Genomic DNA, 14,151 nt, shown 5'->3' with positions numbered 1-14,151 from the left:
GAGTTGCTGTTTACATCAAAGGTACTTTCGGAAAACGAGCCCGAAGCTGTGCGAAAGCGACATAATCGGGGGTTGAATGCGACATGATCACTTACGGGTCCACTCCTCATGGATGGGATCGCCTTTTGAGCTGTTGCCACTATGGTCCCATTTGTTGCCGTTCACGGCGCCTTTAAAGCTGAGGGACGCGCCCACCCTGCTGCTATCTCTTGAAAAGAACTCTATCTTTTCCGTATAGGCGCCATTTTCGAATGTGTATGTTCCGCCGCCGGTGCCAAAGAACTCTCCTGTTTCGGTGTTGATGGCCACCCATTGGAAGCGGGTACCGGTGAGGATCTTGATGGTTTTGCGGGCGCCTGGCTTCATTTCGTTCATCTTGCCGTTGGCCTCGCGGGCGGTGATGTGCCATACACCCAGCATAGGACTGTTGCCATCGTCTATACGGTCCCAGGTGTTCTTTTCATTGCCTATGCTGCTGGTGAGCTGGTCTCCGGTAAACTCGGCATCGGCCTCGGGATGCGTGCCCACTTTTGACTTATCCCGGGAATCGAATTCTATGGTAGTAGTGGCGGTACCTTCGGAGTTACTCTGCCAGGTGCCTCCCATAGTGTATTTAAAGGTGTTGCCATCATATGCGGTAATGGTAAAATAACCATCCGTGATGAGGAGCACCGAGGTGGTGGTACCCGATGTGGCTTTCCAGGCGCCGATCACGGGAGATTGCGCCCTGGCTCCCAGCAGGGTTAGCAGCAGGAAAGAAAGTGTTGCAAGTGTTTTCATGTTGGTGGATTTTTTATAAAAAATTCAGGCAGCGCCTGATGATTGTCAGAAAATCACTCACCACAAACGGCTTTCCGATAAAGGCATCGGCTCCACATTGCAGGGCCCGGGATTCGATATCGAGGATGGTTGAAACGATCACCACCGGGATCATACCGGTCAGGGGATTGTTTTTCAGATGCTGGCAGATCTCAACGGCTGTCAGTGTTAAAAAACGGTCGCTGATAACGAAGAGCGCCGGCACACTGAATTCATATTTTAACAACTGTATGTCTGATGATATATGCTGCACCTGGTATCCTTCTTTCAACAGGATCTTCTTATAGTACAGAAAGGCCTCTATATTCTTCTCAATAATTAAAATAGTCTGATTCATTTAAACGCACGGATTCTAGGTGATAATTTCAATCTTGATGCAGAAGCAACAGGCTTCTGACGATTAAAACCATCATCTGAGCAATGCGCAATGCCTGATGAAAATCTTATCAGGCATGAATCTGAGCAGCGGGTCAATAAAACTGCTCCGGAAGATGTTGCGGCGGGGAAAAGCCAGGAGCCATGCAAAGAACAATGCAGGCAACATGCAGCTTCGTATGGTCCATACATCGCAACCCGCTTTAGGAACAATGGCGGTATGCATGTAAACAAGCACATGAGAGGAATGATCGTCATTTCTCTTGCGTTGTTTGCCGACGATCTGCGTCCAGTTAATATCATCGTTCAGCAACTGCCCCAAGCAAATGTTATGGGTAGCCAGCGTGAGCACTGTCCCCAATATCAATGTCTTAAAGGCAATTGCAAACAGCAGGAGATAGTTCTGGGAAGTTCGCCAATTGATCATCGGGGCTAAAATAGTGAAATAATCTTAATCTAAGATGATCTGTGCCCGAAGATTAACGCAGTTATAACTGCTACGCTTACTCCCCGTTCTCTTTTGCAAGGCGTTCAAGCCTGCCCTGGTGGAGGATCGTGATCTCTTTTCCGTTGATATTGATCATGCGGTCCTGCGACAGTTCTGCCAGGGTACGGAACACGGTTTCGTAGGTAGCGCCCGTATAGGCGGCGAGGTCCTGACGGCTCAGGGTGATATTTAATACGCCTTCTTTATTAATGCCAAATTTGCTTTGCAGCTGCAAGAGGGCGTTGGCCACCCGGCCTTTTACAGACATGTGGGCCAGGTTCCGCATATTCTTTTCAGATTCCTGGAGCTCTTTTGCGTAGAAAAGCATCAGCTCATATAAAAACGTATGGTTGACCTGGAGGCTGGACTGGAAAAAGGCCATATCCACGTAGCAGACGGTCACCGGTTCCAGGGCGGTAGCTGAAACAGGGTATACCAGCTCCTGTCCTACCCCCCGGTGCCCCACGATATCGCCTTTGCGGGCGAAGCGCACGATCAGCTCCTTGTCTTTTCCCCAGTGCTTGTGTACTTTGACGAGACCTTCGTATACGAAATAGATACCGGTGACCTTATCCCCTTCGCGGAACAGCAGCTGGCCTTTCTTCACCGAGAAATTCTTCCGGTGGGCGTCTATGGCCGGTGCCCATTCCTTCATGCATAAGCGGCACAGCATGCAGCTTTTGAGATCGCATCCCTCTTTGTCTTTCTTTTTCACGCGGAATGAGTGTTCAGGTTACCGGCAATGCCCTGTATGTGGGTGGGCAACATCGCGTCATAGAGATTTACCACTTCGCCCACTACGATGACAGCGGGGTTAGTTAATCCGGCGTGCCCGGCCCGGTAGGCAATTTCCTTAACGGTACCTTTCACCATTTTTTCCCTGGGGGTGCTACCCTCCTGGATGATGGCGGCGGGCAGGTCTGCCTTCCCGGCCTCCATAAATATATCCATAATGGCTTCGAGGCGGCTCATAGCCATTAATATAATTACGGTAGCGGAGGAGCGGGCGGCCAGGAAGATATCTTTAGAGATGCTGCCGTCCCGGGTAGTGCCCGTTGTAACCCAGAAGCTTTCCGCGGTTCCCCGCCAGGTAAGCGGGATCATTTGTCCGGCGGGCACTGCCAGTGCGCTCGAGATCCCCGGCACTACCTGTACCGGGATACCGGCGCTGCGGGCGGCCCCAATTTCCTCTGCTGCCCGGCCGAATATGAAGGGGTCTCCTCCTTTCAGGCGTACTACGTGGCCATAGGCCCGGGCATCCGACACGATCAGGCGGTTGATCTCTTCCTGCGACAGCATATGGCAGCCATATCTTTTACCGGTAAAGCGGGTGATGGCCCCCGGGGCGGCGTACTGCAGGAGCGATTCGTTCACCAGTGCATCATATAATATAACATTTGCCTGCCCGATGGCTTTTATTGCCTTCAGGGTGATCAATTCCGGGTCTCCAGGCCCGGCTCCTACCAGGGATAATAATGGTATAGCCATAGAATAAGATATATGATAATAATAATTATATGATGTTAATCATACTAACCGCTATAAAATTAAAATTAAAATTGCTAATTTCATGATGCAAATCATACAAAACGACCAAAACAAACCCGGAATATTTATCCAAGACATTATATTAAAATAATTATTATATAAAGCTGAGGATCCATTATCCATTAACTAGATCACATTAAAAAATCCCGGGCAATGAAAATTGTAATTATCGGCAACGGCATGACCAGCTACAAGTTTTGTGAAAAGATGATTGCCAAAGCCGCTCCTGGCGCAGTAGAATTGGTTGTTTTTGGCGAGGAGCCCCGCCCAGCCTATGACCGTGTACACTTAAGCGAATTCTTTTCCGGCAAAACGGCGGAAGACCTGGAAATGGCGCCTGCCAGCTGGTATGCGGAACAAAACATTACCCTTCATCTGGGCGACCCGGTACAACAGATAGACCGGACCCTGAAAACCGTCCACTCTTACAAAGGCATTACTGAAAGCTATGATTACCTGGTGCTGGCTACCGGGTCGGCTGCTTTTGTACCGCCGATACCGGGGGTTGACAAAAAGGGCGTCTTTATATATAGGACAATAGAAGACCTTGAAATGATGCGGGACTATGCGCCCAAGGCTACCACCGGGGCGGTAATAGGCGGCGGCCTCTTAGGCCTGGAAGCTGCCAAAGCCCTGCTGGACCTGGGCCTGCAAAAGACCCACGTGATAGAATTTGCTCCCAGGCTGATGCCCCGGCAGATAGATGAGGCGGGTTCCAACCTGCTGAAAGCCAAGCTGGAAACACTGGGACTGGAGATCCACACCAGCAAATCTACCACTAATATTATGGGCGAAGACACCATTACCGGGCTGCAGTTTGCTGACGACAGCATCCTGGAGGCCGATATGCTGGTGATCTCCGCCGGTATATCCCCCCGCGACGAGGTAGCCCGCCTTTGCGGCCTGGAAACCGGTCACCGTGGCGGCATCGTGGTAAATGATCAGCTGCAGACCACTGACCCCTGCATTTATGCCATCGGCGAATGTGCCTTATATAATGGTATGATCTATGGCCTGGTGGCCCCCGGTTATGAAATGGCAGAAGTGGCCTGCTCTCATATATTAGGTACGCAGAAAGCCTTCACCGGTTTTGACATGAGCACCAAGCTGAAGCTGATCGGCGTGGATGTGGCCAGCTTCGGTAACCCCTTCGCCCCTGCAGACCAGTGCAGGACCATCGTATTTGAGGACACGATAAAGGGCATCTACAAACGCATCAATGTAAGTACAGATGGTAAATACCTGCTGGGCGGCATCCTGATCGGAGATGCAGATGCCTATAATATGCTGCTGCAAACGGCCAAGAATAAAGTGATACTGCCTCCCAACCCGGAAGACCTGCTGCTGGGCGCAAGAGGCGGACAGACAGAATCCGGGGCGGGCGTACTGGGCTTGCCAGACGAAGCCACCATCTGCAGCTGCGAGAACGTAAGCAAAGCGGTTATCTGCGATGCCGTGACAGCAGGCAATGAAACCCTGGACGCTGTAAAGAAATGTACCAAAGCGGGTACCTGCTGCGGCGGTTGCGTTCCGATGGTAAAAGACCTGATCACCAGCACGATGAAGTCGCAGGGCAAATATATCCGGAACGTGGTGTGCGAGCACTTCTCCTACTCCCGGCAGGAATTGTTTGACCTGATCAAAATAAAAGAGGTGCGCACTTTTGACGAGGCGCTGGACCATTACGGCCATGGCGACGGCTGCGAGGTGTGCAAACCCGTGGTAGCCAGCATCCTGGCCAGCCTGTGGAACGAAATGATCCTGACCAAAGGCAACGATACGGTGCAGGATTCCAATGACCGTTACCTGGCCAATATCCAGAAAGGCGGCACCTACTCTGTTGTGCCCCGCGTACCGGGCGGAGAGATCACTCCCAAACAACTGATGGTGATTGCCCAGGTAGCAGAAAAATACAACCTGTATACCAAGATCACCGGTGGTCAGCGTATCGATATGTTCGGCGCGCACGTGAACGATCTGCCCCTGATCTGGGAAGAGCTGGTGGCAGCGGGTTTTGAAAGCGGCCACGCTTACGGTAAAGCGCTGCGCACCGTGAAAAGCTGTGTGGGCAGCACCTGGTGCCGCTTTGGCCTGCACGACAGTGTGAGCTTTGCTATCCAGATAGAGCAACGTTACCGTGGATTACGCGCGCCGCATAAGCTGAAATCAGCTGTGAGTGGTTGTATCCGCGAGTGTGCAGAAGCACAGTCCAAAGACTTCGGCATCATTGCCACTGAAAAAGGCTGGAACCTGTATGTGTGCGGTAACGGCGGCTCCAAGCCTCAACATGCCCTGCTGCTGGCCGGAGATGTGGACAGCGCTACCTGTATCCGCTTAATTGACCGTTTCCTCATGTTCTATATCAAGACTGCCGACCCGCTGACCCGTACGGCCACCTGGTTGAACAAACTGGACGGCGGTATAGAATACCTGCGCAACGTAGTGGTGAACGACAGCCTGGGCATCGCCGCCCAGCTGGAAGCTGAAATGCAGGTACTGGTAGACAATTACAAATGCGAATGGAAAGAGGTGGTAGAAAGCCCTGAGCTGAGAAAACGCTTCAGCCACTTTGTAAATGCACCTGAAGAAAAAGACCCGACCATCAAATTTGATAACCTGCGCGAACAGAAGAAAGCCGCAGAATGGAAATAAACTTTCAAAAACCAATTCATATGTCATTAGAAAATTCAGCAACGCTCACCTGGTTCTATGCCTGTAAAGTAGAAGACGTACCTGCCAATGGCGGTGTATGTGTAAAGTACTTTGATGAACAGATCGCATTGTTCCGTTTTGCAAGGCGCAACGAATGGTACGCCACCCAGAATCTTTGTCCGCACCGCAGACAGATGGCCCTCAGCCGCGGCATGACCGGCACACAGGAAGGTGAGCCTAAAGTGGCATGTCCCTTCCATAAAAAATCATTTTCCTTAGTAGACGGACGCTGTCTGAATGATGAGCACGAATGTTCACTGAACACTTACCCTGTAAAGGTGGAAGGAGACCGTGTATATATCGGCATTGGCTCAGGCGGGCAGAACGTAGAAGTAATGGCATAAAAAGAAACCCGGTAGCGGGCAGGCTAGCCGGGCTTCTGATCTTAATATGATAGGCATCACATTTAAAACCAACCAAAGTTACATGAAAAAATCATTCCCTGGCGGGATTATCTGCTTACTTTTCTGTGTGGCTTTGTCTCTTCCTTCCTACGGGCAATTCTCCCTCAATGCCCAGCTGAGAACACGCACAGAATTCCGTGATGGCCAAGGCGCTCCCCTGGCCCACGATGCATCTCCCGCCGTATTCACATCGCAACGTACCCGCCTTTCTGCGGGCTTCAGCGCTTATCGCATTCAACTCGGCGTAACCATACAGGACGTACGGGTATGGGGGCAGGACGGTTCTACTATTAACCGTACCACTACCGCCAATAATAACGGTCTGATGCTGCATGAAGCATGGGCCGAGATATTATTGACAGACACGATCGTTAAGAACAAACGCCTGGCCCTGAAGATCGGCCGCCAGGAGCTGCTGTATGATGACTCCCGCCTGCTGGGCAACCTGGACTGGCTGCAACAGGCAAGGCGTCATGATGCGGTACTGTTAAAATATGAAACGGCAGACTGGATGCTGCATGCAGGCGGCGCGTTCAACCAGAACAAGGAGAATGCTTCCAACACGATCTATGATGCCACTCCTCCCGGCAATTACACTGGTAACACTAATGGCGGCAATAACTATAAGAGCCTGGAATTCGTATATGCGGGCAGGAAGCTGGCCAAGGGCAATATCTCCTTCCTGTTCCTGACAGACCAATTCTCCAAATACCATACTGACAGTGTGAACAATGCACCGGTGAAAGTGTGGGAAGGATCTACCTATAGCCGTATGACCACCGGCCTTTATTTCAATAACACTTTTCAGCGCCTTACACTTACCGGAGCTGCTTATTACCAGTTTGGTAAGAATGCCGATGGCATAGACCTGAGCGGTACTTTATTGTCGGGCGCTTTTCAATATGCAATAGACCCTGCTTTCAGCGCAGGCGCCGGAGTTGATTATACTTCCGGTGGAGGTAAGGGCAATACCAGTCATGCATTTGACCCTTTGTACGGCACGCCGCACAAGTTCTGGGGCTTCATGGATTATTTCTATGCAGCGAGCGGTTTTGGCAACAGGGGATTGCAGGATTATTATATAAAGACAAAGATCAAACCAGGCAAGAAGTGGCTGATCACAGCCGATGCGCACGAGTTTTACAGCGCCAGCGATATACCGGTGACAGTTGATAAACCCGCATTGACACGCCGCTTCGGCACAGAGGCTGACCTGGTAGCGGTTTACACGCTGACGCCAATGATCGCTTTTGAAGGAGGCTACAGCCATTTCTGGAACACCAACTCCTTAACTGCAGCCGGGGTAAAGAATGTGACCAATGCCAGCAGCAACAGCAACTGGGCTTACCTGATGGTGAGCATACGGCCTTCATTCCTGTTTAAATGATCTATTGTACCAACTTTTAAAAAGATATGCTATGGCTTTTACTCCTAACAATCAACCTTTAGACAAACTGCGGATCTTTAGTCTGAGCTCTATACAGATGCGCACCTTTCACATCACCTGGCTGATGTTCTTTGTGTGCTTCTTTGGCTGGTTCGGCCTGGCTCCGTTGATGCCTACTATCCGCCAGGACCTGGGACTGAGCAAAGGCCAGATCGGTAATATTATCATTGCTTCCGTTTCAGGCACTATCATTGCCCGCCTGGTAATAGGCCGCTTATGCGATACCTGGGGCCCGCGTAAAACAGCGATACGCCTGCTGCTAGCCGGCTCGCTGCCGGTGTTCCTCGTAGGACTGGCACATGATTATACTACCTTCCTGCTGTTCCGTTTAGCCATCAGTGTGATAGGCGCCTCCTTTGTGGTGACGCAGTTCCATACCTCCATGATGTTTGCACCTTCTATCAAAGGCACTGCCAATGCAGTTACCGGCGGATGGGGCAATCTGGGTGGCGGTGTTACCAACATGGTGATGCCATTGATCTTTGCGGCCATAGTAGGCTTTGGGTTTACCAAAGAAGAAGCCTGGCGCTATGCCATGATCTTACCCGGACTGATGATGCTGGGCGTCGCTTTTTTATATCACCGTTATACCAAAGATACACCGGCAGGTAACTATGATGAGATAGGACGTAACGCCACCAAGAGCAAGACGGATTGGAGCATACTGGCCGACTGGCGCATCTGGGCGCTGATGATGGCCTATGCCATGTGCTTTGGTATGGAGATCACCTTTGACAATGTGGCCTCCCTTCACTTTGTGGATACTTTCCATCTTTCACAAAGCAGTGCAGGTTTCTGGGCAGGCATCTTTGGCTTCATGAACATTTTTGCACGCGCGCTGGGTGGTATCGTATCCGATAAAGTAGGCGCCAGATCGGGCATGAAAGGCAAAGGCCGTTTGCTGGCCTTCATGCTGCTGCTGGAAGGCACAGGTCTGCTGCTGTTTGCACAGGCCAACTCTTTAGGACTGGCAATCATCGCCATGCTGAGCTTTGCGCTTTTCCTGAAAATGGCGAATGGCGCCACCTACGGTATTGTGCCATTCATTAATGAGAAGAACGTGGGATTGGTAAGTGGTGTAGTAGGTGCAGGTGGTAACCTGGGTGGCATGTTGTTCGGTTTCCTTTTCAAGTCAGAAAGTATTACATACATACAGGCGTTCACTTATATCGGCTATATCGTGATCACGGTAGCGGCGATAGTGATGATCACCAGCTTTGTAAAGAAACCGGCTGACCAGTCTGCAGAAGACGTGCAGGTGGCGCTGGAAATTTGATCAATTTTTTATCATGCAGGCATCTTCTTTCAAAACAACGTGTTGTTATTGCGGCGTAGGCTGCGGCATTGTAGTGCAGCAGGACAGGCAGGGACGGCTACAGGTAAGCGGGGATAAAGACCACCCGGTGAACAGGGGAATGCTTTGCTCAAAAGGCATGAACCTTCACTACACGGTGATGGACCAATCAGATAGGCTGTTATATCCTGAAATGCGATACAACCGGCAGTTATCCAGGCAGCGTGTAAGCTGGGACCAGGCGCTGGACAGGGCTGCTGCCGTGTTCCGCACACTGATCGCACAACACGGACCCGACTCTGTTGCCTTTTACGCATCAGGACAATGCCTGACAGAAGAATACTATGTGCTCAACAAGCTGATAAAAGGCTTTATCGGCAGCAATAACATAGATACCAACTCCCGCCTGTGCATGAGTAGTGCCGTAGCTGCGTATAAAATGTCTTTGGGAGAAGATGCCGTGCCTGTTTGTTATGATGATATTGAGCAGGCCGATTGCATATTTGTAGCCGGCGCCAATCCTGCCTGGTGCCATCCCATCTTATGGCGGCGTGTGGAGGCTGCCAAGGCGGCCAACCCGGCGATGAAGATCATCGTGAGTGATCCCCGCGCCACACAAACCTGTTCACTTGCAGACGTACATCTGCAGCTGAACCCCGGCACCGATATTGTATTGCACCATGCTATCGGCAGGTGGCTGATCACTAATGGCTTTACAGATCATACCTTTATACAGGAACATACGGAAGGATTTGCCGCCTACCGTGATTCAGTGATGCAGCGCAGCATTGCGGAAGCAGCTGCTATCTGCGGCATCCCGGAAGCAGCTATTCATGAAGCAGCCGGTTACATTGCCAAAGCAAAAGGCTTCATCACCATGTGGACCATGGGATTGAACCAGAGCGCAGTAGGCGTACGCAAGAACCTGAGCCTGATCAATCTTAACCTTATTACAGGACATATCGGTAAACCCGGTAGCGGTCCGTTCTCCTTAACCGGACAGCCGAATGCCATGGGCGGCCGCGAAGTAGGCGGGCTGGCCAACCTGCTGCCCGCACACCGTGTGCTGGATAACCCGCAACACAGAGAAGAGGTGCAGGCCTTCTGGGGCGGTACTACTCTTTCTCCCAAACCCGGGCTAACGGCCACAGAAATGTTCACCGCGCTGGAAGAAGGACGGCTCAAAGCCATCTGGATCGTAGGCAGTAATCCGCTGGTGAGCCTGCCTGATGTAAGAAGAGCCGAGGCAGCGCTGCAGAAAGCAAAGTTTGTAGTGGTGCAGGAGATCTCCAACAGGGCAGAAACGCTGCAATACGCGGATGTGATATTGCCTGCCGCCACCTGGGCGGAGAAGGAAGGCACCATGACCAATGCGGAGCGACGGATCACTTACCTGCATAAGATCACGGATGCACCAGGAGAAGCTTTACCGGATGCCAGCATCATCTGCCGCTTTGCGCAGAAGATGGGCTATCATGGATTCTCCTACCAGTCACCATCAGAGATCTATGAAGAGCATTGCCGTCTTACCGCCGGTACACGTATTGATATCACCGGCTTGAACTATAATACCCTGCGTGAACAGCGCAGCGTGCAATGGCCTTATCCACAGGGAACTGTTAACGGTGGAACCGCCAGGCTTTTCACGGATCATCGTTTCTATACTCCTTCTTCAAAAGCAGTGATCCATTCTTTTGAAGATGAAAATACTTCCGCACCCACTACACCAACGCATCCACTGATACTGACCACCGGGCGTATACGCGACCAGTGGCATACCATGAGCAAAACAGGCAAGGTAAATAAGCTGAAGCAGCATATTGCCAATTCCTTCCTGGAAATACATCCCGAAGATGCGCGTCAACGGCAGATCTCACAGGATGATATTGTAGAGATCACCAATGAGCGCGGCAGCGTGCGCGTAAAAGCGAAGCTGACCGCCAGCATCAAGAAAGGCGTAGTATTCCTGCCCATGCACTGGGGCAAGATCTTACAGCGCGACCTGCACAGAGCCAACAACCTTACAGAAAGCAGGCTGGACCCCTACTCTAAACAGCCGGACCTCAAGTTTGCAGCAGTACAGGTACAACGTTACCGTAAGCCCAAACAAAAGATCGTAGTGATCGGCGCAGGAGCGGGTGCATGCGGGTTTGTAAGGTCTTACCGGGAAATTAACCGCACCGACGAGATCACCATATTCAGCAAGGAGGCGCTGCCCTTCTATAACCGCGTGATGCTGCCTGACTATATCAGCGGCGCACAGGCCTGGGAACAGCTGGTGAAAATGTCGCAGGATGAGGAAGACTCCTATAACATCACGCTGCGCCAGGGCATCAGCATTACCGCGATAGACCGCCAGCGTAAAACCGTTACAGACAGCCAGGGTAAAAAACACCCTTACGATATACTGATCATGGCCACCGGAAGCAGAGCGGCACAACTGAAGGACGTGCCGCCGCTGACCGGGATCTTTACTATGCGCAGCCGCCCGGATGCAGACGCTTTCAGAAAGCATGTCAACCCTGAGAACGGGAAAGTGGTCATAGCTGGCGGCGGCCTGCTGGGCATTGAGCTGGCAGCCTCCCTACGTGAAATGGGCATATCCGTTTCCGTGATACAACGTACCTCCCGGCTGATGGATCGCCAACTGGATACCCTTGGCAGCCAGCTGCTGTGTGAAGAGCTGACAGACCGCGGCATAGAAGTGTTGTTCAATGATGAAATAGCCCGCTTTAACGGCCTGAAAAAGCTGGAAGGCATACAGCTGAAGAGCGGCCGGCAGATAGACTGCCAGGCGGTGGTAGTGGCCATTGGCACTGTTCCGAACACAGAACTCGCTCAATCCATCCAGCTGAGCTGTAAGCGCGGGGTGGTGGTGAATGAATACCTGCAGACCAGCGACCCTGATATTTTTGCGATTGGCGAGATAGCGGAGTTCAACGGCACCCTGTATGGCATTACCGCCGCAGCAGAACAGCAGGCGGCCGTGGTAGCCCGTTTCCTGAGCGGCGATATCGGCAGCTATTACCAGGGCTCAGTATTCATGAACATACTGAAGATGCATGGTACTGACATCTGTTCGCTGGGCATGGTGGAAACACCGGATGATCCTGCCTATGAGGAAGTAGTGTTCATTGATAAAGCCAAACGTTACTATAAGAAATGCGTCATTCATAACGACCGCCTGATGGGCGCTATCCTCATCGGTGACCGCTCTGAATTCCTGGAGTTCAAAGAACTGATGCAGAACAATATGGAGCTGAGTGAAAAGCGGCTCGAGCTCTTACGCTCCGGTAAAAAAGCGGAACCGGTGATTGGCCCGCTGGTATGCTCCTGCGGCAATGTAGGCGAAGGCAACATTTGCAATAAGATCAAGGAAGGCCATGCCACGCTGGAGAGCCTGTGCAAGGCATCCGGCGCAGGACTTGGCTGCGGCAGCTGCAAACCGGAGGTAAAGGCGATACTGGAAAGAATGACAGGAGCAAGCCCCGCGAAAGAAACACAGAAAAAACTGGTGGAGGAGGTAATCTAATGGGAAAGCAAACACATACCGTCAGCATCAACTTTACGGGTGGGATCATCTCACCGGGCTATTTACAGGAAGCGCTGAAAATAGCTGCTGCCGCAAAAGTAGCTGAAGTACATTTTGGCCTGCGGCAACAGCTGTTAATAGATGTACCGGTAAAATATTTTAAGCAGTTCAGCCAGCAATGCAAGCAACAGAAAATCGTATTCCATGAGCCGGAGATCAATCATAACATTACCAGCTCCTACCCTGCTGCCGGTATCTTTACCCATGGCAACAGCTGGCTGTCTGAAGGCGATTACAAAGATGTGTTTGACCTGTTTGATTATACGCCTTCCCTGAAGCTGAATATCTGCGACCGTCACCAAACGTTTACGCCTTTCTTTACAGGCCATATTAACTGGATCACGTCTGAGCATGCGCATTACTGGCACCTGTTTGTACGTTTCCCAGGCACCGGACAGCTGCTGGCATGGCCGGAACTGATCTATACCAATCATATCAGCCGGGTGAGCCGGCAGATAGAAACGCTGCTGCAAGCAGGGGATGTGAACAGCAGCGACCTGTACGAACGCACCAGGTCTGCACTGGAATATATGGGCCGCCCTGTAAAAGAAGAGCTGGAAGTACCTACCTTTCACCTGCCCTATTACGAGGGTTTTAACCGGCATGAAAACAGCTACTGGCTGGGCATTTATCGCCGGGATGAGTTGTTCCCGGTGGCCTTTCTGCAGGACCTCTGCGCCATCTGTCTTGAAACAAAAACCGGACAGCTGTATGCTACTCCCTGGAAGACGATCATCATCAAAAATATAAATCCTGTACACCGTCCCCTGTGGGATTATGTGCTGGGCAAATACCGGATCAATGTGCGGCATGCCGCCAATGAACTGAACTGGCAGGTAGAAGATAATTCGGAAGATGGGCTGGTGCTGAAACGCCACATCATTCGCCATTTTGACAAAGAAGACGTGCGTACCTACGGACTCTGTTTCAGCGTTCACATGGAATCAGCCACCAGTGAATTCGGGTCTGTAGTGATACGCAAACAGGAGAACAAATACAACAGCAGGCTGAAATACATGCAGCGCTATGATATCCTGTACACGCCGGGCTTTAACCCGAATTCGTCTACGCTGATACCCTTCAGGGAAAATGTCAGCAAGGAACATCTTGGTCCCTACCTGGTATCTCTCTGCAAGTATTTTTACGAGCAGGCCAGTGAGGCAAATCCCCTGCAGGACCTTATGAGCAGCCAGCAATCTTTATCACATATAAAACCGCCGGAAAGAAAAGTGCACCAATGCAAACAATGTATGAGCGTATATGATGAAGCGCTGGGTGAAGCAGAGCAGGGCATTGCGCCCGGCACTGCGTTTGGAGCGTTGCCGGAGGATTTTGGCTGTCCCTTATGCGGAGCCGGTGCGGAGGTATTCGAGGAAATCGGTGAAAGTACGCTGGGATATTAACCTTATGATATAGATTCCACCAATGATAAACAGATATAAGTGAGGCTGTCTCCGCCAATTGGCAGAGAAC

Annotated in this window: 11 protein-coding genes; 6 read left to right on the top strand and 5 right to left on the bottom strand. The window is 51.3% G+C overall.

Annotated features, from left to right (window positions below):
- Nucleotides 1-87: 87 nt before the first annotated feature.
- From ACR9Y8_RS25645 to cobA, 5 genes are all read right to left on the bottom strand, one after another.
- A complete protein-coding gene (locus ACR9Y8_RS25645) occupies nt 88-780 on the bottom strand; it encodes a hypothetical protein (protein ID WP_481216109.1) in 693 nt (230 codons plus the stop codon).
- 13 nt (nt 781-793) lie between these two features.
- Nucleotides 794-1,156, bottom strand: a complete 363-nt coding sequence (locus ACR9Y8_RS25640) for a response regulator (RefSeq protein WP_481216108.1) — start codon at nt 1,154-1,156, stop codon at nt 794-796.
- 72 nt (nt 1,157-1,228) lie between these two features.
- A complete protein-coding gene (locus ACR9Y8_RS25635; protein WP_481216107.1) occupies nt 1,229-1,621 on the bottom strand; it encodes a hypothetical protein in 393 nt (130 codons plus the stop codon).
- A 76-nt stretch (nt 1,622-1,697) separates the two neighbouring features.
- Entirely contained in the window at nt 1,698-2,396 is a 699-nt protein-coding gene (locus ACR9Y8_RS25630) for a Crp/Fnr family transcriptional regulator (RefSeq protein WP_481216106.1), read from the bottom strand.
- Entirely contained in the window at nt 2,393-3,169 is a 777-nt protein-coding gene (cobA, locus tag ACR9Y8_RS25625; RefSeq protein WP_481216105.1) for a uroporphyrinogen-III C-methyltransferase, read from the bottom strand. The genes ACR9Y8_RS25630 and cobA overlap by 4 nt, the downstream gene beginning before the upstream one ends.
- Before the next feature lie 213 nt (nt 3,170-3,382).
- On the opposite strand from cobA, the gene nirB reads away from it, so the two are divergent.
- The 6 genes from nirB (at nt 3,383) to ACR9Y8_RS25595 (ending at nt 14,081) form a co-directional block, all read left to right on the top strand.
- Entirely contained in the window at nt 3,383-5,881 is a 2,499-nt protein-coding gene (nirB, locus tag ACR9Y8_RS25620) for a nitrite reductase large subunit NirB (protein ID WP_481216104.1), read from the top strand.
- A gap of 20 nt (nt 5,882-5,901) precedes the next feature.
- Nucleotides 5,902-6,285: a nitrite reductase small subunit NirD gene (nirD, locus tag ACR9Y8_RS25615; RefSeq protein ID WP_481216103.1), complete on the top strand. Its 384-nt coding sequence runs from the start codon at nt 5,902-5,904 to the stop codon at nt 6,283-6,285.
- 82 nt (nt 6,286-6,367) lie between these two features.
- The gene (locus tag ACR9Y8_RS25610) at nt 6,368-7,732 is read left to right on the top strand and encodes an alginate export family protein (protein ID WP_481216102.1); all 1,365 of its coding nucleotides are present in this window, start codon (nt 6,368-6,370) and stop codon (nt 7,730-7,732) included.
- 31 nt (nt 7,733-7,763) lie between these two features.
- Nucleotides 7,764-9,068, top strand: a complete 1,305-nt coding sequence (locus ACR9Y8_RS25605; protein WP_481216101.1) for an MFS transporter — start codon at nt 7,764-7,766, stop codon at nt 9,066-9,068.
- A gap of 13 nt (nt 9,069-9,081) precedes the next feature.
- Nucleotides 9,082-12,618, top strand: coding sequence for a molybdopterin-dependent oxidoreductase (locus ACR9Y8_RS25600; protein WP_481216100.1), 3,537 nt, complete (start codon nt 9,082-9,084; stop codon nt 12,616-12,618).
- On the top strand, nt 12,618-14,081 hold the full coding sequence (locus ACR9Y8_RS25595; RefSeq protein WP_481216099.1) for a rubredoxin: 1,464 nt from the start codon (nt 12,618-12,620) through the stop codon (nt 14,079-14,081). The genes ACR9Y8_RS25600 and ACR9Y8_RS25595 overlap by 1 nt, the downstream gene beginning before the upstream one ends.
- The last annotated feature ends 70 nt before the right edge of the window (nt 14,082-14,151 follow it).

It is taken from the genome of Chitinophaga sp. SVR4-12A (assembly GCF_056754765.1).
The sequence above is the reverse complement of the archived record's forward strand: the minus strand, read 5'-3'. Positions and strand labels throughout refer to the sequence as shown.

Bases quoted from the DNA above. Each gene is read 5' to 3' on its own strand.
- ACR9Y8_RS25645 (WP_481216109.1), bottom strand. From the start codon at position 780: ATGAAAACACTTGCAACACTTTCTTTCCTGCTGCTAACCCTGCTGGGA.
- ACR9Y8_RS25640 (WP_481216108.1), bottom strand. From the start codon at position 1,156: ATGAATCAGACTATTTTAATTATTGAGAAGAATATAGAGGCCTTTCTG.
- ACR9Y8_RS25635 (WP_481216107.1), bottom strand. From the start codon at position 1,621: ATGATCAATTGGCGAACTTCCCAGAACTATCTCCTGCTGTTTGCAATT.
- cobA (WP_481216105.1), bottom strand. From the start codon at position 3,169: ATGGCTATACCATTATTATCCCTGGTAGGAGCCGGGCCTGGAGACCCG.
- nirB (WP_481216104.1), top strand. From the start codon at position 3,383: ATGAAAATTGTAATTATCGGCAACGGCATGACCAGCTACAAGTTTTGT.
- nirD (WP_481216103.1), top strand. From the start codon at position 5,902: ATGTCATTAGAAAATTCAGCAACGCTCACCTGGTTCTATGCCTGTAAA.
- ACR9Y8_RS25610 (WP_481216102.1), top strand. From the start codon at position 6,368: ATGAAAAAATCATTCCCTGGCGGGATTATCTGCTTACTTTTCTGTGTG.
- ACR9Y8_RS25605 (WP_481216101.1), top strand. From the start codon at position 7,764: ATGGCTTTTACTCCTAACAATCAACCTTTAGACAAACTGCGGATCTTT.
- ACR9Y8_RS25600 (WP_481216100.1), top strand. From the start codon at position 9,082: ATGCAGGCATCTTCTTTCAAAACAACGTGTTGTTATTGCGGCGTAGGC.
- ACR9Y8_RS25595 (WP_481216099.1), top strand. From the start codon at position 12,618: ATGGGAAAGCAAACACATACCGTCAGCATCAACTTTACGGGTGGGATC.